Source organism: Corallococcus sp. CA053C (assembly GCF_003611675.1).
In the GTDB taxonomy this organism is placed as follows: Bacteria; Myxococcota; Myxococcia; order Myxococcales; family Myxococcaceae; genus Corallococcus.
The window spans coordinates 1-20,661 of sequence record NZ_RAWA01000143.1; the positions used below are offsets into that span (position 1 = coordinate 1).

Here is a 20,661-nt window from a genome sequence, read left to right on the forward strand (position 1 = left end):
GCCCCCCAGGGCATGCCCACCCTGCACGACGGGGTTGTCGGAAACCCACGGATCCGGGGAGGACGCAGCAATGAAGAAGCTGAAGGGGATGCGGGTGGCCGTGCTGGCAGCGGATGGCTTCGAGCAGGTGGAGCTGACGCGGCCGGTGAAGCGCCTGGAGAAGGAGGGCGCGCACGTCACCATCATCTCCCTCCACAAGGGCCGCATCCGGGGCATGAACCTGCTGGTGCCCGGCAAGAAGGTCCGCGTGGACGCCACGCTGCGCGAGGTGAAGGCCGCGGACTTCGACGCGCTGCTCCTGCCCGGCGGCTTCATGAACCCGGACTTCCTGCGGCAGAGCGCGCTGGCGTTGGACTTCGTGCGCGACGCGGACCTGTTGGACCTGCCCATCGCGGTCATCTGCCACGGGCCGTGGCTGCTCGCGTCCGCGGGGCTGCTGGAAGGCCGGCACCTCACGTCCTGGCCCGGCATCCGCAACGACCTGGAGAACGCGGGCGCGCACTGGACGGACGAGCCCGTGGTGCGCGACGGCAACTGGGTGTCCAGCCGCGGGCCCCACGACCTGCTCGCCTTCGAGCACGCGCTGGTGGAGCTCTACGCGGAGCGCATGACGCCCGCCATCGTCCAACGGGAAGTGGCCGTGCCGCGCTGGCCCCGGCTCATCGCGGGGGGCCTTGCCGCCGTGGCCACGCTGGGGCTGGTCGCACGCGGCCGCAAGGCCCTGGCCTAGTAGGTCACCTGGAGTTCCCGGATGCTCTCATCCGAGCAGCGGTAGCCTACGCGCCCCCGACACGGATCCACGACGATGAGCGTGCACGCGCGCTCATTGCTGTGCTTCACCCCGCACGCATCGGAGACCGCCTCGAACCACAGCGCGAACTCCGCATCGAACGCTTTGGAGCCCCGCTTCAGGGAGTCCTGCGCCACCGTCTCCAGGCACTCGCGGTGGCGCGTGCACGCGGGGCTGTCCGTGTACTCGCAGACGTACCCTGAGCCCTTGGGCAAATAGCACTCGCGGAGCCGTTCAGTCAGCGTTGCTTCAGCTTGGGCATGGTGCCTGTCGTAGGCCGCCTTCGCCGCGCTCACGACCGACTCGCCACACAGGCTCGACAACGTGTCATCCGCCACGCAGTTCGCATCCGTCCCGCAGCACTGCTGGAGCGATTGCTGGATGGCGGGATGCCGGCGCAAGCCGAGGGCTTCGGGCGTCCCCATGCTGTCCAGGTCGCAGTGGTTCGAGCCCGGCTGTCCGGACGTCCCCAGCTCGATGGACTCCCCGGAGCCCTCCTTGAGCGCCTTGCGCTTCCAGGCAAAGGCCACGGAGTCCTCGGTGGTCCGCTCGTTGCGGTTGCTGTCCATGTAGGCCCTGGAGAACCGGGCCCAGAGGGGATGCTTGCACGCGAGCACGCCGGTGCCCTTCAAGGCGATGAACCGGTCCTCGGCCGAATCCCCGTCCGGAGCGTCCTTCAAGGTGGGCGATGGGATCCGCACGCCCAGCTTCCACAGCGTGGCGTAGGCGTCCTTGCGCGCCTTCTCGTCACCGGTCTTCACGGCCTTCAACGCCGCGTCAATCTCCGCCTGCGGCTTCGCGGCGGGCGTGGCCGCGAGCACCCACAGGAGGCCCCCCAGGATGGTCATCATGGGCGGGTACCCTAGAGCACCCGCCCGACGACTTCACATCCAGCCCAGTTGGAGCTTCGCCACTTCCGACATGCGGCCCTGGTCCCACTGCGGCTCCCACACGAGCTCGACGTGGGTTTCCTTCACGCCGGGCACGGAGGACACCTTCTGGCGCACGTCCTCCACCAGCACCTGGCCCATGCCGCACCCGGGCGCCGTCAGCGTCATCTCGATGTCCACGCGCTGACCGCCCTCATCCAGCGGCGTGGCCTTGCACGTGTACACCAGGCCCAGCTCCACGATGTTCACCGGGATCTCCGGGTCGTACACCGTGCGGAGCTGCTCCCAGACCTGCTCCTCGTGGAACTCGCCGGGCGTGCCCTCCGCAGCCGCGTCCGGCGACTTCGCCTTCGCCGCGTAGTCCTCGCCCAGCACCGACGCGTTCTTCTCGTCGATGCGGAAGAGCTGGCCGTACGGGTCCTGCACCGTGACGTTGCCGCCCAGCGTCTGCACCACCGTCAACTCCGAGCCCGCCGGCAGCGAGATCCTGTCCCCACTGGGGATGAGCATCGCGTCCACGTCGCGCTCGATGACCGTCATCGCGCCTCGCATCGTTCCCTCCCCTACTCCGTCGAAACCGACGTGGAGCGGCCATCCAGCGCCGCGTGCAGCGTGTGCCACGCCAGGCTCGCGCACTTCACCCGCGCCGGGAACTCGCTCACGCCCGACAGCACCGCGAGCTTGCCCAGCGTGTCCGGATCCACCTTCTCCGGCCCTTCCGTCACCAGCGTGTGCACGCGCTCGAAAATCGCCTCCGCCTCCGCGCGCGTCTTGTCCTTCACCGCACCCGTCATCAGCGACGCGGACGCCTTGGAGATGGCGCACCCCTGGCCCTGGAAGCCGATGTCGCGGATGACGTCGCCGTCCATCCGCAGCGTCACGGAGAGCTGGTCGCCGCACAGCGGGTTGTAGCCCTCCGCCGTGCACGTCGCGCCCTCCACCACCCGGAAGTTGCGCGGGCGCTTGGAGTGCTCCAGCACCACCTCCTGGTAGAGGTCCTTCAGGTCCGAGCTCACGCGAACACCTCCCTCACCTTGTGCAGCCCCTTCACCAGCGCGTCCACGTCTTCCGGCGTGTTGTAGAGCGCCAGCGATGCCCGCGCGGTGGCCGCCACCCCGAAGCGCTTCATCAGCGGCTGGGCGCAGTGGTGCCCGGTGCGGATGCAGATGCCCTCCTGGTCCAGGATGGTCCCCACGTCGTGCGGGTGGATGTCCCCGAACGTGAACGACAGCACGCCCGTCTTCTTCGGCGCCGTGCCCACCAGCTTCAGCCCCGGCACCGCCTCCAACGCCTGCGTCGCGTAGGCGAGCAGCCACTGATCATGCTGGGAGATGGCGGCAAGCCCCACGCCCTCCAGGTAGCGGATGGCCGCGGCCAGCCCCACCGCGCCCGCCATGTCCGGCGTGCCCGCCTCGAAGCGGTGCGGCACGCGGTTGTAGACGGTCTTCTCCATCGTCACGGAGAGGATCATGTCCCCGCCGCCCTGGTACGGCGGCAGCGACTCCAGCATGGCCAGCTTCCCGTACAGCACGCCGATGCCCGTGGGCGCGAAGAGCTTGTGCCCGCTGAAGGCGTAGAAGTCACAGCCCAGGTCCTGCACGTCCACCGGGAAGTGCGTCACCGACTGCGCCCCGTCCACCAGGACCGGGATGTTCTTCGCGTGAGCCTTCGCCACCAGCTCCTTGATGGGGTTCACGGAGCCCAGCGCGTTGGACACGTGGGTGATGGCCAGCAGGCGCGTGCGCTCGGTGAGCAGCGCGTCCACCGCGTCCATTTGCAGTGCGCCCTGCTCATCCACCGGAATGACGCGCAGCTTCGCGCCCGCCGCGTCGCACACCATCTGCCAGGGCACGATGTTGGAGTGGTGCTCCATGGCGGAGATGAGCACCTCGTCCCCCGGGCCCACGTGCTTGCGGCCGTAGGTGGCGGCCACCAGGTTGATGGCCTCCGTGGTGCCTCGCACGAAGATGATCTCCCGCGCGTCCTTCGCGTTGAGGAAGCGGCGCACCGTCTCGCGCGCGTCCTCGAAGGCCTGCGTGGAGCGCTCGGAGAGGATGTGCACGCCCCGGTGCACGTTGGCGTTGTCGTGGGTGTAGTAGTGCGTCAGCGCGTCCAGCACCGCCTGTGGCTTCTGCCCGGTGGCCGCGCTGTCCAGGTACACCAGCGGCCGGCCCCGCACCTCCTGCCTCAGGATGGGGAAGTCCCCGCGCACGCGCGCGAGGTCGAATCCAGGCCCGTTCATCCCGTCACCTCCAGCCGGGTCCCACCCGGCAGCTTCGCCGACAGCAGCTCCTCCACCCGCGCGCGCACCGGCCCCTGCGGCACCGCGAGCACCAGCTCGCTCGCGAACGCCTGCGTCAGCATCCGCTCCGCTTCCGGCCGGGGGATGCCGCGCGAGCGCAGGTAGAACAGCGCGTTGTCGTCCAGCCGGCCCACCGCCGTGCCGTGCGCGCACTTCACGTCATCCGCCAAAATCTCCAGCTGCGGCCGGGCGTCCACCTGCGCGCCCTCCGACAGCAGGAGGTTGCGGTTCGTCTGGCTCGCGTCCGTCTTCTGCGCGTCCTCGCGCACGCGGATCCGCCCGTGGAAGGTGCCGCGCGCGCGGTCATCCAGCACGCCCTTGTAGAGCTCGCGGCTGGAGCAGCGGGGCACCGCGTGGTCCAGGTCCGTGCGGTTGTCCAGGTGCTGAGTGCCCCGGCCCACGAACAGGCCGTTGAGCACGCACTCGCCACCCTCGCCCGCGAACGCGGCGTGCACCTCGTTGCGCGCCACCGCCCCGCCGAACGAGAAGGCGTGCGACTGGAAGCGACTGTCGCGCCCCTGCCGCGAGTACAACCCGCCCAGGTGCAGCGCGGCGTCGCCCTCCGTCTGCAGCTTGTAGTGGTGCAGGCTGGCGTTGTCGCCCAGCGACACCTCCGTCACCGCGTTGGTGAAGGTCGCCTCCGTCCCCAGCCCCGCGTACGTCTCCACCAGCGTGGCCTCGCTGCCCTCGCCCGCCACCACCACCACGCGCGGGCTCGCCAGCATGGGCACGCCGCCACCTCGCGCGATGAAGAGCAGCTGCACCGGCACCTCGCTCAGCGCCCGGGGCGCGAGCGTGAGCAGCGCGCCCTCCTCCAGCAGGGCCGCGTTGAGCGACGTGAAGGCATGCGCCCCCAGCCGCGTGCGCTGGCCCAGCGTCCGCTCCAGCAACTCGCCGTCCTCGCGCAGCGCCTGCGACAGCGGCTTGAGCACCACCCCGCGCGGCAGGCCGGAGAGCACCGACAGCGCCGGCACGAAGCGCCCATCCACGAAGACAAGCCTTGGGCCGGGCAATGACAGACGCGCCACCGCCGCGGCTACGTCCTCGCCCGCGTACACGTCCCGCGCGGGCTGGAACGGGTGCGCCGACAGCGAGGCGAGCGGCGTGTACTTCCACTCCTCGTCCCTCGACGTGGGCAGCCCCGCCGCCTCGAAGTGGCGCAGGCCCTCCGCGCGCAGCGTCCGGAGCCACGCCGGCGCGGACGCGCTCCCACGCGCCTGGAAGGCACGGGCCATGTCCAGGTACTGCGCGAGGCCCGGCGTCATCGCCGCGCCTCCTTCGCCTTGCCGGCCCCGACGCCCTCCCCGCCCAGCCAGGCGTAGCCCTTCTCCTCCAGCTCCAGCGCCAGCTCGCGCCCGCCCGAGCGCACGATGCGGCCCGCCGCCATCACGTGCACATGGTCCGGTACGATGTAGTCCAGCAGCCGCTGGTAGTGCGTGATCACAATCATGGCCCGGTCCGGCGCGCGCAGCGCGTTCACGCCGCCCGCGACGATGCGCAGCGCATCGATGTCCAGGCCCGAGTCCGTCTCATCCAGCAGCGCCAGCTTCGGCTGGAGCACCGCCATCTGGAACACCTCGTTGCGCTTCTTCTCTCCGCCGGAGAAGCCCTCGTTCACCGAGCGGCCCATGAACGCGCTGTCCAGCTCCACCAGCTTCGCCTTGTCCTTGGCGAGCTGCATGAAGTCCATCGCGTCCAGCTCCTCCTCGCCCTTCGCGCGGCGCTGCGCGTTGAGTGCCGTGCGCAGGAAGTGCAGGTTGCCCACGCCGGGAATCTCCACCGGGTACTGGAACGCCAGGAACACGCCCGCCTTCGCGCGATCCTCCGCGTTCGACGCCAGCAGGTCCTTGCCGTCGAAGCGCACGCGCCCCTGCGTCACCACGTACGTCTCACGCCCCGCCAGCACGCCCGCGAGCGTGCTCTTGCCGGAGCCGTTGGGCCCCATGATGGCGTGCACCTCGCCGGGGGCGACCTCCAGGTTGATGCCCTTGAGGATCTCCTTGTCACCCACGCGCGCGTGCAGGTCCTGAATGCTGAGCAGCGACATCAACCCACGCTCCCTTCGAGGCTCACACCCAACAGCTTCTGCGCTTCCACCGCGAACTCCATGGGCAGCTCCTTGAAGACCTGCCGGCAGAAGCCATTGACGATCATCGACACCGCGTCCTCCTGGGAGATGCCCCGCTGCCGGCAGTAGAAGAGCTGGTCCTCGCCAATCTTCGACGTGGACGCCTCGTGCTCCACCTGCGCCGTCGGGTTCTTCACCTCGATGTACGGCAGCGTGTGGGCGCCGCACTTGTCACCGAGCAGCAGCGAGTCGCATTGCGTGTAGTTGCGCGCGTTCGCCGCGCTCTTGAGCATCTTCACCTGCCCCCGGTACGTGTTCTGGCCACGCCCGGCGGAGATGCCCTTGGACACGATGGTGGACCGGGTGTTCTTCCCGATGTGGATCATCTTCGTGCCCGTGTCCGCCTGCTGCCGGTGGTTGGTGAGCGCCACCGAATAGAACTCGCCCACCGAGTCGTCGCCCTTGAGGATGACGCTGGGGTACTTCCAGGTGATGGCCGAACCCGTCTCCACCTGGGTCCACGAAATCTTGGAGCCCCGGTGCGCGATGCCGCGCTTGGTGACGAAGTTGTAGATGCCGCCCCGCCCTTCCGCGTCGCCCGGGTACCAGTTCTGCACCGTGCTGTACTTGATGGACGCGCCGTCCAGCGCCACCAGCTCCACCACCGCGGCGTGCAGCTGGTTGGTGTCGCGCATGGGCGCGGTGCAGCCCTCCAGGTAGCTCACGGAGGCGCCCTCGTCCGCGACGAGCAGCGTGCGTTCGAACTGGCCCGTGTCCGCCGCGTTGATGCGGAAGTACGTGGACAGCTCCATGGGGCACTTCACGCCCTTGGGCACGTAACAGAAGGAGCCGTCGCTGAAGACCGCCGAGTTGAGCGCCGCGAAGAAGTTGTCGGAGAACGGCACCACCGTGCCCAGATAGCGTTCGATGAGTTCCGGGTGCTCGCGCACCGCTTCGGAGAACGAGCAGAAGATGACGCCCGCCTTGTAGAGCTTCTCCCGGAACGTGGTGGCCACCGACACGGAGTCGAACACCGCGTCCACCGCCACGTTCTGCAGCCGCTTCTGCTCCTCCAGCGGGATGCCCAGCTTCTCGTAGGTGCGCAGGATCTCCGGATCCACCTGCGACAGGCTGTCCTTCTTCGGCTTCTGCTTGGGCGCCGAGTAGTAGCGGATCGCCTGGTAGTCGATGGGGTGGTACTTCACCGCCTGCCAGGTGGGCTCCTTCAGCGTGAGCCAGTGCCGGTACGCCTTCAGGCGCCAGTCCAGCATGAACGCGGGCTCCGCCTTCTTGCGCGACAGCACGCGGATGACGTCCTCGTCCAGGCCGGGCGGCAGCGTGTCCGACTCCACGTCCGTGACGAAGCCCGCCTGGTACCCCTTGCGGGTCAGCTCCTGGATTGTTTCGGTGCTGCTCATGACCGGACTCCCGTCACGGAAGAAGGAAGGGCGCCGGAGAGCCCCAGGCCCACCAGGCGCTCCGGCATCCGCGGCGCGGGCGCGCGCAGGTCCGCGAGCGTCAGCCGCCCCAGCGCCTCCTGGATGGCCTGGTTGATGAGTCGCCAGTGGCCCCGCACCTGGCAGACGGCCTCCAGCTCACAGGGCACCGCGGGCGACGTGTGCTGGCCGCACTCCGTGAGGGCCACCGGGCCCTCCAGCGCCGTCACCAGCTCCGCCAGCGAGATGGCCTCCGCGGGGCGCGCCAGGCCGTAGCCTCCGCTCGCGCCGCGGTGGGACACCACCAGCCCCGCCTGCAACAGGCCCTTGAGGACCTTGCTCGCGGACGGAAGCGAGACTCGTGTGCGGGCCGCCAGCTCTCGCGTGGTGCGGGTTTCCCCGTCCGCGCGCGCCAGCTCGGCCATCAGCACGATGCCGTAGTCGGTCATCTTGCTCATCCGGAGCATGAGTGGGGGTGTCTCCTGTGGCTTCGCGGGCCCGATGCCCGACGGCCTCTTACGTAATGTGGACCTATTCAGTCCACATTCAAATCAAGGTCCTACCCTGTCCCCTGCCGGGAGGGCATCCAGGGTGGGGACCGCACACCCACGGCCCGCGTGGGTTCGCCGCACCGAGCCGCTCAAGCTAGGGTGCGACCGTCCGCTTCCGCTTCAAGCCTCACGACAGGAGAGCCCCACCGATGCGCCGTCCCCTGCCCCTGCTGCTCACCGCGCTGGCCCTCGCCCTGGTGGGCTGTGAGAAGAAGTCCGCCCCCGCGCCCGCCGCCGCGCCCGCGTCCCAGGGGGGCACGGCCACGGCCGCCCCGCCGGGTCCTCCGCCCGAAGGCAGCATCCTCATCGGCGAGGTGGGCAGCCTCACCGGCTCCGAGGCCACCTTCGGCATCTCCGCGCGCAACGGCATCGACATGGCGCTCCAGGAGGCCAACGCCGCGGGCGGTGTGCGCGGCCAGAAGCTGGTGGTGCGCGTCTACGACAGCCAGGGCCGCCCCGAGGAAGGCGCCCAGGCCGCCACCCGGCTCATCGCGCAGGACAAGGTGGTGGCGCTGTTGGGCGAGGCCGCGTCGTCCGTGTCCATGGCCATGGCGGACAAGGCGCAGGCCGCGCACGTGCCCATGATCACCCCCACGTCCACCAGCCCCGAGGTGACGAAGAAAGGCGACTACATCTTCCGCGTCTGCTTCATCGACCCGTTCCAGGGCCTGGTGATGGCGAAGTTCGCGCGGGAGAACCTGAAGCTGTCCAAGGTGGCGATGCTCGTCGACAACAAGAGCGCGTTCTCCGTGGGGCTGGCGGAGGTGTTCGAGCAGAAGTTCAAGGAGTTCGGCGGCGAGGTGCTGGCCCAGGAGAGCTACTCCAAGGGCGACACCGACTTCCGCGCGCAGCTCACCGCGCTGAAGAACCGCAAGCCGGAGGCGGTGTTCGTGCCCGGCTACTACACCGACGTGGGCATCATCGCGCGGCAGGCGCGCGAGGTGGGCCTGCGCGTGCCGCTCCTTGGCGGTGACGGGTGGGACTCCGACAAGCTCTTCGAGCTGGGCGGCTCCGCGCTGGATGGCAGCTACTTCTCCAATCACTACTCGCCGGACAACCCGGACCCCGTCGTGCAGGGCTTCCTCAAGAAGTACAAGGCCGCCTACGGCGCGGTGCCCGACAGCGTGGCGGTGCTGGCGTACGACGCCGGGCGGCTGCTGGTGGACGCGATGAAGCGCGCGCCGGACACCAGCGGGCCCGCCATCCGTGACGCCATCGCGGCGACGAAGGACTTCCCGGGCGTCGCGGGCACCATCAACCTGGACGCCAACCGCGACGCGGTGAAGCAGGCCGTGGTGATGAAGGTGCAGGACGGCAAGGCGGTGTTCGTCACCACCGTGAAGCCGTAGCGCGCAGGCTCCTGGAGGCCCCTTCCCGCGAGGGAGGGGCGCCCTCAGGGGATGGGCGACTGGATGATGTAGTAGATGGACTGGAAGTAGGTGTTGAGGGCGCGCAGCAGCTGGATGAGGAACGGCCAGCTCAGCAGGGTGAAGCCGAAGAACGCCGCCGTGATGACGCCGTACTCCGCCATGGCCTGGCCGCGCCGCAGACGGCGCTGGAGGCTAGTGGGCCGCATCCGGAGCCCCCGCCGCGTCGCCGCCCTTCGCCTTGTTGCGCTCGCGCTTGTAGGCGGCCGGGTCCGCGCACTTCTTCATGCACTTGTCGCGCGCCTGGCCGGCGATCTGGATGCACATGGCCACCGCGTTCTTCGCGGTGTCCTTGCACACCTTCTCCATCTTGGCCTTGTCCTCCGCGCACCGGCGCTCGCACTTGGAGGCGCCCATGCCCGGCGTCGCCCACAACAGCGCGCCCATGCCCAGTGCCAGCGCGCCCCTGGTGAACCGCATCATCGTCCGCTCCTTTTCGCGCCCGTTCATGGCGCGCCCTGGGCCCGCATCAGCGACAGGTGGAACTCCACCTCGCGCTGCGCGGCAGGTTGCCGCAAGGTGGCCTGTCCGCGCAGCCCCGTGCGCGTCAGGGTGATTTCGGTCGTCTGGAAGCCCGCCGGGTTGCCCTCGGACACGTTCCAGCCCTGGGTGCGCAAGAGCTCCCGGTAGCCCTGCTCGGCGTCGGGGAGCGTCGTGTCGGGCATCCGGCCCGTCACGGTGACGTTGGTGGCACCCTCCATCCGCAGCGACAGGGATGCCACATCCTGCAGGCCCTGGGGCACCGGGACGCCGTCCGGCACGCGCCCCGCGCGCTCCAGGTAGCGGGCCATGCGCGCGGAGGAGACGAAGACCATCGTCTCACCGCCCTGGTGCAGCGTGGACATCAGCCGGACCTCGTCGTTCTTGGGAACCCAGTAGCCCACGTAGCCGGCGTTGTCGTTGAAGCGCACCCCCACGACGGGCAGCCCCTCGTCCAGGAGGAACTTGCGGTAGTGCTGCAGCACCTGATCCGACGAGTCCTTCGTCGCGAACCACGCCACGGCGATGGGCGTGTCCGGGCCCAGGTAGTCCGCGGCCAGCGCCTCCGGACGGCCCCCGTTGGGATAGGGCGGGAAGTACGACAGCGTGCGCGCCAGCACCGCCTCGTCGTGCTTCGAGCGCTCCAGCCCGCGCGCCTCCTGCTCCACGGCGTCCACGGCCGCTTCGGCCCGCTCCAGCTCCGAGCGGGCGCCGCCGTAGCGGACTTCCTCCCAGCCCATCCCGAGGAGCGTGCCCACCACGGCCACCGACACCAGCACCGCCGCGGTGCGGAAGGCGGGGTGCGTGGCCCACTGCTTCAGCACGACTCCGCGTCCTTGCACCCCATGTACCACTCACCGCGCTCCGAGTGCTCGTAGGTGCCGCGGTTCTTGTCGTCGTCCCAGTCGCGCCACTCCTGGTTGAAGTAGCGGGTGTCCCCCTCCTGGTCCACGGTGTTGGCCGGCGTCTGCATGTTGGCCAGATGCGGGTGGATGGACAGGTACGGCTTCGTGGGCGCGTCCTCGAACGCGTACAGCATCATGTCGTCCAGCAGGTCCTGGGTGATGTCCTGCCGGAAGTCCTGATAGCTGCCCATCATCTGGTAGTAGGAGGTGACGTTCGTGTACGTGTTGTTCACGCGGTCGTACATCTCACCGCTGCCGTCCGGGGCGATGTCCGCATCCTCCGTCAGGGCCCAGGTGTCGGTGAGGATGGCCATCCGCTGCTCGGCGAGGAAGTAGGCGTTGCCGTCCGCGCCGCCCACGCCCTGCTGCGCGTTGTCGTGGACGTTCTCCACGCCTTCCTGCTTCCAGTTCTTCTTCGTCAGCTTCACGCCGTCGCTGAACTCCGGGAGGAACTCCTCCGGCAGCAGGTAGTTCTCCACCACCGCGCGGGCCGAGCACTTGATGAGGCCGCCGTTGGTGAACTCGTCCCCGTACTGGTCCGCCAGGCCGCCCAGGGCGCCCGCGCCCTTGTCCGGCGCTTCACACGTCACCTGCTTGGCGTTGCTGTTCATCCAGCAGACGTGGGCGACGACCGCCAGGTGGTGGTCCGTGTCCTCGCAGTCCGCGTAGTTGCTGCCGGACATGACATCCGGGCGGTCGATGCCGGACTCATGGTCGCAGTACGTCAACCGGGCGTTGTGCTGGACGGAGGAGAGGCCACCCTGCGGGCCCGCACCACCGCCACCGGACTGCTTGAGGGCCTTCGTATAGTCCTGCGTGGTGAAGTCCCACACGGTGGTGACCGCCGCTTCCTGCGCGTCCAGCGAATAGCGCAGCAGGTCGTCCAGGAAGAGCGCGTACATGAAGATGGGGATGAGGGCGACCATCGACAGCGCCATCTCCACGGAGGCGGCCCCCCGGAGGGCGCGGCGGGACGGCGTCACCGGGCGCGGCGTCAAGGGGCTCATAGCGTCAGGTCCTTGGCGCCCGCGAGGTCGGCCGCGTCCGAGTTGCCGGCATTCTCCAACACCTCTGACGCCTCCTGGGCCGTGAAGGGGTGCAGCTTCACGCGCCAGTAGGGGTTGAAGAGGCCCGGGGCCTCCTTCCAGCCGTTGGGGCCCAGGCGGTGGTAGTAGACGAGCGCCTTGGACAGCGCCGCCCCCTCACCCGGCGCGAGCCGCAGCTGTCCCTTGCCCTGGGCGCCGTGCGTGAGCGCGAAAGAGCCGGTGTCGTTGAGCTCCCACGGCGCGCGGGACGCGTCGCCCACGAAGAACTGCTTGGTGACGTAGCTGTAGACGTGCGGCTGGCCCCAGTCCCGGCTCGGCTCATCGGTGGCGCGGAACTTCATGAAGCAGTTGCCGCTGCTCGAGCAGCTCATCAGGTCCTTGGTGTTGATGCCCTTGAACTCGTCGTGGTCCCCGCTGTGGGCCCCGCTGGGGGTGTGGCTGCCGCCGTTCTCGCTGCTTTCGACCAGGGCCTCATAGTTCCAGGCACCGAAGCCGTGGCGCCACTGGTTCATGATGTAGCCGTGCTCGTCGGCGACGACGACCTTGCCCTCGTTGCCGCCCACCTGCCCGGGACCGTGGATGTTGCTCTTGGTCTGGGCGATCTTCGCCGTGCCCTTGTGGCCCAGGATCATGTGGGTGCCCTCGCTGGGGATGTCCTTGAGCAGGTCCTGGATGAAGTCGCTTTTGTAGTAGGTGGGCAGGCCGTTCATGATGACCGGGAGGCTGCGGTTGGCCGCCCAGCCGGGACGGGACGCGTTGGAGATCTCCGTCATCACCCGGGCGCGGGCCTCGTTGCTGCTGCTGGCGCGCGAGCAGTTCATCCCGTCCACCGCGCAGTCGAACTCGGTCGAGTTCATGCTGCCCACCGACGAGTCGAGGTCGCTGGCGCCCTTGGCGCTGTACTCGGTCAGGTCGGACAGGCTCGAGGACTGGCCGTCGCGCAGCGCGTTGCGGGCCGCGCGGTGGGCCGACTTCTGCGAGTCGTGGATCTGATCCGCCATGCGGTTGAGATCATGGATGACCTTGTTGAAGGAGGACTCCACCCCCTGGACCTTGTCGTCGTACTCACTGGCCTTGTCGCTGTAGTCCATGGCGATCATCAAGGCCTCGATCGCGTCCATGCAGTGCTGGAAGTTGTAGGGCGGGCACTGGGCGACCTCCAGGCCCGCGATGATGAAGAAGCTCATCTGTCCCGCGCGCATCATCTCGCCGGTGGCGCTGGCGGCGGCCATGTACCCATGCGCGGACGTCATGCCGACGTAGGCGGAGGCGATGGCGCGGTTGCTGACCGAATAATAGTTGAGCGCGCGGGCCTCCACGACGCCCATGGAGTAGGCGAGCGCGTCGCTGTGCTGCTGCAGGCTCATCTTCTCGCGCAGCGCGTGGCTGAGGTTGAAGCTCAGCGTCGTCATCAGCGCCAGCAGGAGGAACGACAGGCACGCGAGCACCAGGGACTGGCCCCGTGCACGTCGCCGCCACGCCGGGGCGGACCTCACGGTTCGAACGTGAAGATGCATTCGTTGTTCTCCGGAAGCGCCTTCTGCGTGAGGTAGATGTTGGAGTGCATCCGCATGATGTACGTGGCGCGGATGGGCATGATGTAGAGCTTGTTGTCCGCGGCGGCGTCGTACGGGGCCATCTTCTTGTACATGAACTCGTCGCGGGCCCCGTCATTGCCCAGCCGCAGCACGTACGGCAGGTTCCGGCCGCGCGCGATGTTGTAGATGACCATGTCCGCGAACGGGATAGGCAGCCGGTAGTTGAACGTCACCTGCACGCTCAGCTTGGTGCGCAGGCTGTCCGCCCAGCCTTCGGCGCCGGCGACCTTCGGGTTGTCGAAGTCCATCTCCTTGTTGTCGTGGGAGTCGGACCCCATGTTCCCCTTCAGGGGACCGCAGATGGTCACCTCCGCGAACTTCAGGCCGGAGGCGTCCGCCATCTGGTTCTTGCTGATGTCGCCGGACTCCCACTTGGTCTTGAAGTCACCCGCGCTGGTGATGGGCTTGATGGTCTCCGCGCCACCGTTGGCGGCCTGGCTCACCATGGGCAGCAGCACCGCCAGGGCGGCCCGCTCCATGGTGGGGATGTCCGCGTTGTGGATGGAGCCGGCGCGCACGGCCTTGTAGGCCGCGTACTTCGTGAGCAACCGCGCCTGGTGCATCAGCCCCAACTGGAGGATGCCCAGCAGCAGGAATACGAACAGGGGCAACACGATGGCCGTCTCCACCGCCACCTGGCCTGATTCGTCGCTGCGACGCATGCTTCGCCCCTGTACTGAAATAACCCCAGGGTGGGAGTCTTCCCGACCCATTGTGCCGCTACCTTACCGCCAGGAGGCCGTCCCACGGGAATCGGCCAAGTGGCCCGGGAAGGCGCGCCTGCCCCCCCGGCCTGCTGACATTATCGGCCAGGCGGGTTCCCGGGGTGCTTGACGCTGTAGGGTCCGCGTGGTTGGCACGGGGCATCGCGCAAGGTGCGCTGGAGGCGATTCGATGAACTGGCACATGGCGAAGCGAATGGGCGTGGTGCTGGCAGTGGCCTTGCTGGCGGCCTGCGAGGACAACGGCGGGGACACCGAGAAGCCGGACGGCGGCGGGGGCGGTGGCAAGGAGGCGTCCGCCGGCCCCGGGCTGGGGAGCTCCACGGCGCAGCCCGAAGGCGCGCCCTTCACCCTGCCTGCGGGGCTGACGCTGGAGACCCCCATCAAGAGCTACTCCCCGGAAGACCCGGTGGATTGCGACAACAAGTTCCGGAACGAGGGCAAGGGCAGCGGCGAGGACGTGACCCTGTGCCTCATCTTCAACAACACCACGGGCGGCCCCATCACCCTGACGCTGCCCCCGGGCCTTATTTTCGTGTCGAAGGACGGGGACATCCAGAATGGCCTGCTCGCGCAGCGGGTCACCATTGAAGTGCCGGCCGGTGGGCGCTTCTTCGTGCCGATGTTCACCTACTGCGCCAACCAGCCCCGCTCCACGAGCGGCATCGGGCAGGCCTACGCGCTGGGCCCCGTCATCGAGTACCCGGCCTTCAAGGAGATGTACTCGCTGCTCGAGGGCAAGACGCTGGAGCGCCCGGACGTCGCGCCCATCCAAGTGGCGGTGTCCCACCTGACGAGCGGCGAGGGGCTGTCCGCCTCCGACCGCGCGGCCCTCAAGGCGCTGTAGTCCCGTCCGGACACGTCCGGCGTCCGGCGTCCGGCGTCCGGCCGGCGGCTCACCGCCGCCGGGCGATGTCCTGGATGAGCTGCACGTAGCGGCGCTGCTGGGGGTTCAGCTTGAAGGCCTTGCGCAGCGCGTCCTCCGCGAGCGCCCACTGGCCCTCGCCCCGGGCCACGTCGCCCAGGAAGGCCCAGCCCTCTTCCAGGGCGGGCTCCTGGCGCACCAGCTCCTGGAGCTCCTGGAGCACGAGCCGGCCGTGGGCCTCCGGCTTCATCAGGTAGCGCGCCCAGGCGCGGTGGGCCTGGTAGAGCGGCCGCGGGTCGATGTCGCAGGCGTATTCGAAGTATTCGAAGGCGCCCGCGAAGTTGCGCGCCTCCAGGCGCCGCTTCGCTTCGTCGAACTGGGCGGTCGCGTCCAAGAGGTCGGTGCGGATGCGGAACTGTTCGGCCGCGGTGGGCCGGCCGGTGCCCCGGGCCTTCTCCCGCTGGGCCTGCCGGCGCTTCTTCCACAGCGTGTTCTGCTCCGGCTCCGACAGCGCGCCGAAGGCCCGGGCATAGGCGGCGAGCAGCCCTTCCGCCTTCTCCTTCAGCTCCGCCGTGTGGAAGCGAAGCGGGGCGAACCGGTCCGCGGCGGCGAGGAACGCCTTCTTGAGCGCCACCGGCTGCACGTCCTCCGGCACGTCCAGGAGCGTGAACGGATCCTGGCTCCGGTGGGAGAGGAACGCGCCCAGCAATGCGTTGCGCGCCGCCTCGTCGTCGTCCGCGAAGGGCGTGCCGGAAGGGGCGGTAGGGGCGGCCACAACGGCGGGTTCGGGGGCCGCATGTTCGGGGACGACGGGCGGGGCCTTCGCCGCGACCTCCTCCGCCCTCTGGTCCACGTCCTCCACGAAGCCCGCCACGCCCAGGAGGCACAGCGCGTAGAGCCGGCGCAGCACGGACTCCATGTCGAAGCCGGTGCGCTCCAGCAGCTCGTTGAAGGTGGGGCGCTGGCGCAGGGCCTGGAAGAGGCGCGCGTCCTTGGAGGACAGCTTGGGCGCGGACTCCACGCCGGGCATCTGCCCGAAGCGGCGGTCGTCGGTGAAGGTGAAGTGCGTGGTGACGGCGTCGAAGGGCAGCACGGTGGAGACGCCGGTGAGGATGAGCTGCGCGCTGTTGGCGCGCACGGTGGCGTCCGGGGGCTCCACGTCCGAGATGAGGCGATAGCGCGCCTCCGTCCAGCGGAAGCAATCCAACAGCTTGTGCGCCAGGTTCGCCTGCAATTGCTTGTAGAGGTCGAAGGGGCTGATCAGCGCCTTCTGCACGAGCAGCGCGCCCATCTGCAGGCCGGAGGACACGCTCTCCCCCAGGGCCTTCTGGTAGTCGCCTTCCGTGAGGCGGCCCTTCTCCACCAGGTACTTGCCCAGCGTCTCGTGCAGGAGGTTGGAGTGGCACGCCACCGGCGCACCGTCCTCGAAGGTGATGCGCTTCTCGCGCTGGCGCACCTTGAGCTCCAGCGTGCAGGTGCGCTCCTCCACCATCAGCGCGTGCAGGAGCAGCGGGAAGGGCGTGTCCGCCAGCGTTCCCTCCCGCTGGCGCAGCACCTGGGACGGTGGGGGGAACATGCGCGGGGTGGACCTCGTGACGGCGCGTGAGAGGCCTCAAGAGCGGGCGCCGCGCGGGCTATTCCGCGTCGTCCCCGCCCAGGTCATCCGTGGCGTAGGGCTCATCGTAGGACCCATCCTGGTAGCGCTGGTAGCCCCCGGGCAGCGCCTGCGTGGGCAGGTAGCGGGTCGCGTAGGCCCCCACGCCCATCATCACCAGGGCCACGGCGGCGTACGTCAGCGGACGGGACGGGCGCGCCCGGTACGCCCACCAGCGGTCGCGGCGGCGCTGGAAGCGGGGCGCCACGGTGTACTCGCGCCAGGCGGCGTCCCGCATCGCCTTCGCCTCCGCCGCGAGGCCTTCCTTCGCCAGCACGCGGGAGAGGAGCACGCGCCCCTCCACCGAGCCCTGACGCACCTGGAGGAAGCGCTCCAGGGCCTCGCGCGCGCCCTTGAGGTCGCCGTGCAGGAGGCGGAAGCGGCCTCGCTCCAGGTCGATGGCGCCCTGCCGGTAGTCGGCATCCAGGCGCGCGGCCTCGTCGAGCAGCAGCTCGCCCTTGGGCGCTTCACCCGCGCCCAGGTAGGCCACGCCCAGCAGGTAGAGGGTGTCCACGTCGTCGTCGCCCGCGTCCAGGTTGGGGCGCAGCAGGTCCACCGCTTCCTGGTAGCGCTTCTGGCCCAGGCGGATGTCGGCCAGCTCCGCGCGGGCGCGGCGGTCGTGGGTGTTGGTGAGGATGGTGCCGGCCAGGTCTCCTGCGCGCTGCCACCGCTTGAGGGCGCGCACGGGGCTGGGCAGCACCTGGAGCGTGAAGCGGTCCGCCGCGAACAGCACCCCGGCCAGCAGGACCAGGGACAGGAGCGGGCTGCCCGTCAGCATCGTGAGGCCCATCCACAGCATCCACTTGGTCAGCACGGTCGACGTCCTTCCTCATCCACTAGAGCAGCCGCGCACAGATGGCGCTGTGCACGTCCGCGCCACGCTCCGTCAGGGCCAGCCTGCGCCCGTCCCGCGTGGCGAAGCCGTGGGCCACGAGTCGCTCCACCTCCGCGCGCCGGGGCTCCACGGGCTGGCCGTATCGCTCACACACGGCCTCCCAGTCCACCCCCGACACCAGGCGCAGGCCCATGCTCAGTCGCTCGGCGAAGAGTTCCTCCGGACCCAGGGCCTCGCGGCTCGCCTCCGGCACCCGGCCCTCCTCCACCGCGCGCAGGTACGCCTCCGGGCTTCGGAGGTTCACGTAGCGGTGGGCTTCGGGTGTCAGCAGCATGCCCGTGGCGCCCACGCCCAGCGCCAGGTACTCGCCGCCGGTCCAGTACAGCGCGTTGTGCCGGGAGCTGAAGCCGGGGCGCGCGTGGTTGGAGACCTCGTAGCGTGCAAGGCCGTGGGCGCCGTACACGTCGCGCACCGTGCGGGCCATGGCCACCACGTCGTCGTCCTCCGGCAGCGTGAGCTCCCCGCGCGCCAGTTGCTTGGACAGGGGGGTGTCCTCCGCCAGCACCTCGCGCTCCACCGTCAGCGCGTAGGTGGACAGGTGCTCCGGTTGCAGCGCCACCGCGCGGTGCGCGTCCGCCTCCACCTGCGCGCGCGTCTGGCCGTGCACGCCGTAGATGAAGTCCAGCGCCACCACCGGGAAGTCCGCCTGACGCGCCGCCGCCACCGCGCCCTCCACCATGGCCGCGTCGTGCGCGCGGCCCAGGGCCTTCAGCGTCTCCGGCTGGAAGGACTGCACGCCCAGCGACAGCCGGTTGATGCCCGCGGCGCGGTAGCCGGCGAAGCGCTCCGCGTCCGAGCGCTCCGGGTTGCCCTCCAGCGACACCTCCAGGCCCGGGGCCAACGACATGCGCGCGGCGATGCCCTCCAGTACGCGCGCCACGTAGCGCGGGTGCCAGAGGGACGGCGTGCCTCCGCCCAGGAAGAGGGACTCCAGCGGCTTCGTGCGGAGCTCCGGGTGCAGGGACAGCCGCGCGTCCAGCTCCGACAGCACCGCGTTCGCATACCGCTCCTCCGGCACCTGGCGCGCCACGGCCACCGCGAAGTCGCAGTAGGGGCACTTGGCCAGGCAGTACGGGAAGTGCAGGTAGAGCCCGAAGCGGGCCGCCTGCATGCCCGTCAGCGGATCCGTGGGCGCGGCGAAGGACATGGAGAGGGAACCTCTACTTCAGGGCCTTCAATTGCGCTTCCAGCCTCGCCACCTTCGCCTTGGTGCTGGCGGCCGATTCGAGCGCCGACTCGGCCGCCATCAGCTTGCGCTTCATGGAGGCCAGGTCCGCCTTGAGCTGGTCGCGCTCCTGAGCCCATTCGGCGGGTGCGCCCGCGCCCGTCGCGGGGCCGTCCTCGAGCTGGGCTTCGAGCACCTGCCGGGCCGCCTGCTCCGCCTGGAGCGCGGCGGTGACCTGCGCGAGCTTCGCCTCCAGCGCGGCCTTGTCCCCCTGCGAGGCGCTGCCGGACTGGGTGAGCTTCGCGTCCAACGCGGCCTTCGCGGCCTGCTCCGCCTGGAGCGTGGCGCTGGACTGGTTGAGCTTTGCTTCCACCGCGGCCTTCGCGGCCTGCTCCGCCTGCAATGCGACGGTCGCTTGAGACAGCTTCGCCTCCAGCGCGGCCTTCGCGGCGTCCAGGTCCTTCACCCGGGCGGCCTGCGTTTCGGCGACGCGGCGCTTGGACTCGGAGGCTTCCAGCGCGCCCTCCACCATCTTCACGCGCTGGTGGAGCCGGTCCACCTTGTCCGCTTCCGCGCGGGCCGCCTCCAGTTGCTCGGTGAGGGACGCCAGCTCGTCACGCTGTCCGCCCTGCCCCGCCGCCAGCGCGTCCACGCGGGCCTCGGCTTCGGCGGCCTGCACCCGGGCGTCCGCGGCTTCGGCTTCCACCGCTTCGCGCCGGGCGCGCTCCAGCGACAGCTCTTCCTGCGCCTTGGCGACCAGGGCCTGCAGGCGCTGAAGCTCCGCCTCGCGCTGGCCCGCGGCCGTCTCCAGCATGGACACGCGCGCGGAGAAGCCGATGCGCTCCGCCTGCGTGGTGGCCACCTTGCGCTCCACCAGGGCGAGCTGCTGCGCGTGGGTCTCGCGCTCGGCGTGCGCGGCCGTCACCTGGGCCGTCAGCTCCGCCACCTTCGCCTCGGCCTCGTGCACCGCTTCGCCGAGCGCCGCCGCGTCCGATTCCATCCGGTCGCGCAGCGACATCTGCTCGGCCTCGGCCGCCTCCAGCACTTCGCGCAGCGAGGCCAGCTCCGACTCGGCCATGCGCGCCCGGACCTCCGCCGCCTCGACCTCCTCGCGCGAGCCTTCCCGCGCCTGGGCCAGCTCCGCCTCCAGCGCACGGACGCGCGCCTGGGCCTGGCTGGCCTCCGCGGCGCGACCTTCCAGGGCACTCCGGAGCGAGGGCAGCTCCGCGGCTTCCCCCGTGCGCGCGGTGAGCGCGGCGCGCAGGCCCACCGCGTCCGCGTCCTTCAGCGCGAGCGACCGCTCCAGCTCCGTCACCTGCGTCTGGAGCGAACGGAGCCCGTCCTCCACCACCGCGAGCTGCCGGCGCGCGGCGTCCCGCTCGTCCTCCAGTTGCTTCGCGCGGGTGTGCGCCTCCTCCAGCGAGCTGCGCGACCAGTCGCTCTCGCTCTCCAGCGTGCCCAGCGCGCCCTGCGCCTCCGCGAGCGCCGTCTCCAGTTGGCTGGTGCGCAGCGACAACGTGTCGCGCTCCGTGGTGAGCGCCTGGACCTCGGCGGTCAGCCGCTCCACGTCCCCGAGCACCGCCTGGTACTGCTCCTGGACGGCCTCCAGCGCGCCCTGCGCCTCGGACTTGCCCGCGGCCAGCTCCGCCACCCGGTCCTGCGCGAGCCCCAGCGCCTCCTTGGCGCCGACCAGCTCCTCGGCCATGGACCCGCGCGACTCGCGCTCCACCTGGAGCTCCTCCGTCAGCCGGGGGACCTCCGACTCCACCTCCGCCAATGCACGCGAGAGGTCGCGGCGGTCCGCTTCCGACGAGGCCAGCTCCGCCTCCAGCGCGGCGAGCTTCGCCTGCGCCAGCTGCGCGCGCTG

21 protein-coding genes are annotated in these 20,661 nt (G+C 70.0%); 3 read left to right on the top strand and 18 right to left on the bottom strand.

The window, feature by feature from the left end:
- Positions 1-70 precede the first annotated feature (70 nt).
- Positions 71-730: a type 1 glutamine amidotransferase domain-containing protein gene (locus D7V97_RS19910; protein ID WP_120612229.1), complete on the top strand. Its 660-nt coding sequence runs from the start codon at positions 71-73 to the stop codon at positions 728-730.
- Here D7V97_RS19910 and D7V97_RS19915 read toward each other — a convergent pair.
- From D7V97_RS19915 to D7V97_RS19950, 8 genes are read right to left on the bottom strand one after another with little or no spacing between them, the layout of a single operon-like run.
- Entirely contained in the window at positions 727-1,641 is a 915-nt protein-coding gene (locus D7V97_RS19915; RefSeq protein WP_120612230.1) for a hypothetical protein, read from the bottom strand. The two genes, D7V97_RS19910 and D7V97_RS19915, sit on opposite strands and share 4 nt — an antisense overlap.
- A 33-nt stretch (positions 1,642-1,674) precedes the next feature.
- On the bottom strand, positions 1,675-2,232 hold the full coding sequence (gene sufT, locus D7V97_RS19920) for a putative Fe-S cluster assembly protein SufT (RefSeq protein WP_120612231.1): 558 nt from the start codon (positions 2,230-2,232) through the stop codon (positions 1,675-1,677).
- An 11-nt stretch (positions 2,233-2,243) separates the two neighbouring features.
- Complete coding sequence (gene sufU / locus D7V97_RS19925; protein WP_120612232.1) at positions 2,244-2,696, bottom strand: Fe-S cluster assembly sulfur transfer protein SufU; 453 nt, start codon at positions 2,694-2,696, stop codon at positions 2,244-2,246.
- Entirely contained in the window at positions 2,693-3,922 is a 1,230-nt protein-coding gene (locus tag D7V97_RS19930) for a cysteine desulfurase (protein ID WP_120612233.1), read from the bottom strand. Before D7V97_RS19930 ends, sufU begins: the two co-directional genes overlap by 4 nt.
- On the bottom strand, positions 3,919-5,247 hold the full coding sequence (gene sufD / locus D7V97_RS19935; RefSeq protein ID WP_120612234.1) for a Fe-S cluster assembly protein SufD: 1,329 nt from the start codon (positions 5,245-5,247) through the stop codon (positions 3,919-3,921). Before sufD ends, D7V97_RS19930 begins: the two co-directional genes overlap by 4 nt.
- Positions 5,244-6,029, bottom strand: a complete 786-nt coding sequence (sufC, locus tag D7V97_RS19940; RefSeq protein WP_120612235.1) for a Fe-S cluster assembly ATPase SufC — start codon at positions 6,027-6,029, stop codon at positions 5,244-5,246. The genes sufD and sufC overlap by 4 nt, the downstream gene beginning before the upstream one ends.
- Positions 6,029-7,468 carry a Fe-S cluster assembly protein SufB gene (gene sufB / locus D7V97_RS19945; RefSeq protein WP_120612236.1) on the bottom strand — a complete coding sequence of 480 codons (1,440 nt, stop codon included), beginning with the start codon at positions 7,466-7,468 and terminating at the stop codon, positions 6,029-6,031. The genes sufC and sufB overlap by 1 nt, the downstream gene beginning before the upstream one ends.
- Positions 7,465-7,953, bottom strand: a complete 489-nt coding sequence (locus tag D7V97_RS19950; RefSeq protein ID WP_120612237.1) for an SUF system Fe-S cluster assembly regulator — start codon at positions 7,951-7,953, stop codon at positions 7,465-7,467. The genes sufB and D7V97_RS19950 overlap by 4 nt, the downstream gene beginning before the upstream one ends.
- Before the next feature lie 233 nt (positions 7,954-8,186).
- Between D7V97_RS19950 and D7V97_RS19955 the strand changes: the two genes are divergently transcribed.
- Positions 8,187-9,386, top strand: coding sequence for an ABC transporter substrate-binding protein (locus D7V97_RS19955; RefSeq protein WP_120612238.1), 1,200 nt, complete (start codon positions 8,187-8,189; stop codon positions 9,384-9,386).
- A 44-nt stretch (positions 9,387-9,430) separates the two neighbouring features.
- Here the strand turns inward: D7V97_RS19955 and D7V97_RS19960 are convergent, their stop codons facing one another.
- The 6 genes from D7V97_RS19960 to D7V97_RS19985 are packed head-to-tail and all read right to left on the bottom strand — an operon-like array spanning position 9,431 to position 14,155.
- Positions 9,431-9,613 (bottom strand): hypothetical protein, encoded by a 183-nt coding sequence (locus D7V97_RS19960; protein WP_120612239.1) that lies wholly within the window; start codon positions 9,611-9,613, stop codon positions 9,431-9,433.
- The gene (locus tag D7V97_RS19965) at positions 9,600-9,887 is read right to left on the bottom strand and encodes a hypothetical protein (RefSeq protein ID WP_147444883.1); all 288 of its coding nucleotides are present in this window, start codon (positions 9,885-9,887) and stop codon (positions 9,600-9,602) included. The genes D7V97_RS19960 and D7V97_RS19965 overlap by 14 nt, the downstream gene beginning before the upstream one ends.
- Positions 9,888-9,910: 23 nt before the next feature.
- The gene (locus D7V97_RS19970) at positions 9,911-10,768 is read right to left on the bottom strand and encodes a hypothetical protein (RefSeq protein WP_120612241.1); all 858 of its coding nucleotides are present in this window, start codon (positions 10,766-10,768) and stop codon (positions 9,911-9,913) included.
- Positions 10,762-11,856 (bottom strand): hypothetical protein, encoded by a 1,095-nt coding sequence (locus D7V97_RS19975; protein WP_147444884.1) that lies wholly within the window; start codon positions 11,854-11,856, stop codon positions 10,762-10,764. The genes D7V97_RS19970 and D7V97_RS19975 overlap by 7 nt, the downstream gene beginning before the upstream one ends.
- Positions 11,853-13,391: a hypothetical protein gene (locus D7V97_RS19980; RefSeq protein ID WP_368668936.1), complete on the bottom strand. Its 1,539-nt coding sequence runs from the start codon at positions 13,389-13,391 to the stop codon at positions 11,853-11,855. Before D7V97_RS19980 ends, D7V97_RS19975 begins: the two co-directional genes overlap by 4 nt.
- Positions 13,388-14,155, bottom strand: a complete 768-nt coding sequence (locus D7V97_RS19985; protein ID WP_120612244.1) for a TadE/TadG family type IV pilus assembly protein — start codon at positions 14,153-14,155, stop codon at positions 13,388-13,390. Before D7V97_RS19985 ends, D7V97_RS19980 begins: the two co-directional genes overlap by 4 nt.
- Before the next feature lie 244 nt (positions 14,156-14,399).
- Here D7V97_RS19985 and D7V97_RS19990 point away from each other — a divergent pair, with 244 nt between their 5' ends.
- Entirely contained in the window at positions 14,400-15,062 is a 663-nt protein-coding gene (locus D7V97_RS19990; protein WP_147444885.1) for a hypothetical protein, read from the top strand.
- Between the two features lie 49 nt (positions 15,063-15,111).
- Here the strand turns inward: D7V97_RS19990 and D7V97_RS19995 are convergent, their stop codons facing one another.
- The 4 genes from D7V97_RS19995 to D7V97_RS20010 all read right to left on the bottom strand — a co-directional run.
- Positions 15,112-16,656, bottom strand: a complete 1,545-nt coding sequence (locus D7V97_RS19995) for a DUF4388 domain-containing protein (RefSeq protein ID WP_120612246.1) — start codon at positions 16,654-16,656, stop codon at positions 15,112-15,114.
- A gap of 58 nt (positions 16,657-16,714) precedes the next feature.
- Positions 16,715-17,545, bottom strand: a complete 831-nt coding sequence (locus D7V97_RS20000; protein ID WP_233582996.1) for a hypothetical protein — start codon at positions 17,543-17,545, stop codon at positions 16,715-16,717.
- Positions 17,546-17,570: 25 nt separating this feature from the next.
- The gene (hemW, locus tag D7V97_RS20005) at positions 17,571-18,776 is read right to left on the bottom strand and encodes a radical SAM family heme chaperone HemW (protein WP_120612247.1); all 1,206 of its coding nucleotides are present in this window, start codon (positions 18,774-18,776) and stop codon (positions 17,571-17,573) included.
- A 13-nt stretch (positions 18,777-18,789) separates the two neighbouring features.
- Positions 18,790-20,661, bottom strand: a 1,872-nt coding sequence (locus tag D7V97_RS20010) for a plectin 1 isoform 8 (RefSeq protein ID WP_120612248.1), incomplete at its 5' end; no start/stop codon positions are given.

Excerpts from the sequence above, each read along its gene's own strand:
- D7V97_RS19910 (WP_120612229.1), top strand. The coding sequence starts at position 71 with ATGAAGAAGCTGAAGGGGATGCGGGTGGCCGTGCTGGCAGCGGATGGC.
- D7V97_RS19915 (WP_120612230.1), bottom strand. The coding sequence starts at position 1,641 with ATGATGACCATCCTGGGGGGCCTCCTGTGGGTGCTCGCGGCCACGCCC.
- sufT (WP_120612231.1), bottom strand. The coding sequence starts at position 2,232 with ATGCGAGGCGCGATGACGGTCATCGAGCGCGACGTGGACGCGATGCTC.
- D7V97_RS19930 (WP_120612233.1), bottom strand. The coding sequence starts at position 3,922 with ATGAACGGGCCTGGATTCGACCTCGCGCGCGTGCGCGGGGACTTCCCC.
- sufD (WP_120612234.1), bottom strand. The coding sequence starts at position 5,247 with ATGACGCCGGGCCTCGCGCAGTACCTGGACATGGCCCGTGCCTTCCAG.
- sufC (WP_120612235.1), bottom strand. The coding sequence starts at position 6,029 with ATGTCGCTGCTCAGCATTCAGGACCTGCACGCGCGCGTGGGTGACAAG.
- sufB (WP_120612236.1), bottom strand. The coding sequence starts at position 7,468 with ATGAGCAGCACCGAAACAATCCAGGAGCTGACCCGCAAGGGGTACCAG.
- D7V97_RS19950 (WP_120612237.1), bottom strand. The coding sequence starts at position 7,953 with ATGCTCCGGATGAGCAAGATGACCGACTACGGCATCGTGCTGATGGCC.
- D7V97_RS19955 (WP_120612238.1), top strand. The coding sequence starts at position 8,187 with ATGCGCCGTCCCCTGCCCCTGCTGCTCACCGCGCTGGCCCTCGCCCTG.
- D7V97_RS19960 (WP_120612239.1), bottom strand. The coding sequence starts at position 9,613 with ATGCGGCCCACTAGCCTCCAGCGCCGTCTGCGGCGCGGCCAGGCCATG.
- D7V97_RS19965 (WP_147444883.1), bottom strand. The coding sequence starts at position 9,887 with ATGATGCGGTTCACCAGGGGCGCGCTGGCACTGGGCATGGGCGCGCTG.
- D7V97_RS19975 (WP_147444884.1), bottom strand. The coding sequence starts at position 11,856 with ATGAGCCCCTTGACGCCGCGCCCGGTGACGCCGTCCCGCCGCGCCCTC.
- D7V97_RS19985 (WP_120612244.1), bottom strand. The coding sequence starts at position 14,155 with ATGCGTCGCAGCGACGAATCAGGCCAGGTGGCGGTGGAGACGGCCATC.
- D7V97_RS19990 (WP_147444885.1), top strand. The coding sequence starts at position 14,400 with ATGGCGAAGCGAATGGGCGTGGTGCTGGCAGTGGCCTTGCTGGCGGCC.
- D7V97_RS19995 (WP_120612246.1), bottom strand. The coding sequence starts at position 16,656 with ATGTTCCCCCCACCGTCCCAGGTGCTGCGCCAGCGGGAGGGAACGCTG.
- hemW (WP_120612247.1), bottom strand. The coding sequence starts at position 18,776 with ATGTCCTTCGCCGCGCCCACGGATCCGCTGACGGGCATGCAGGCGGCC.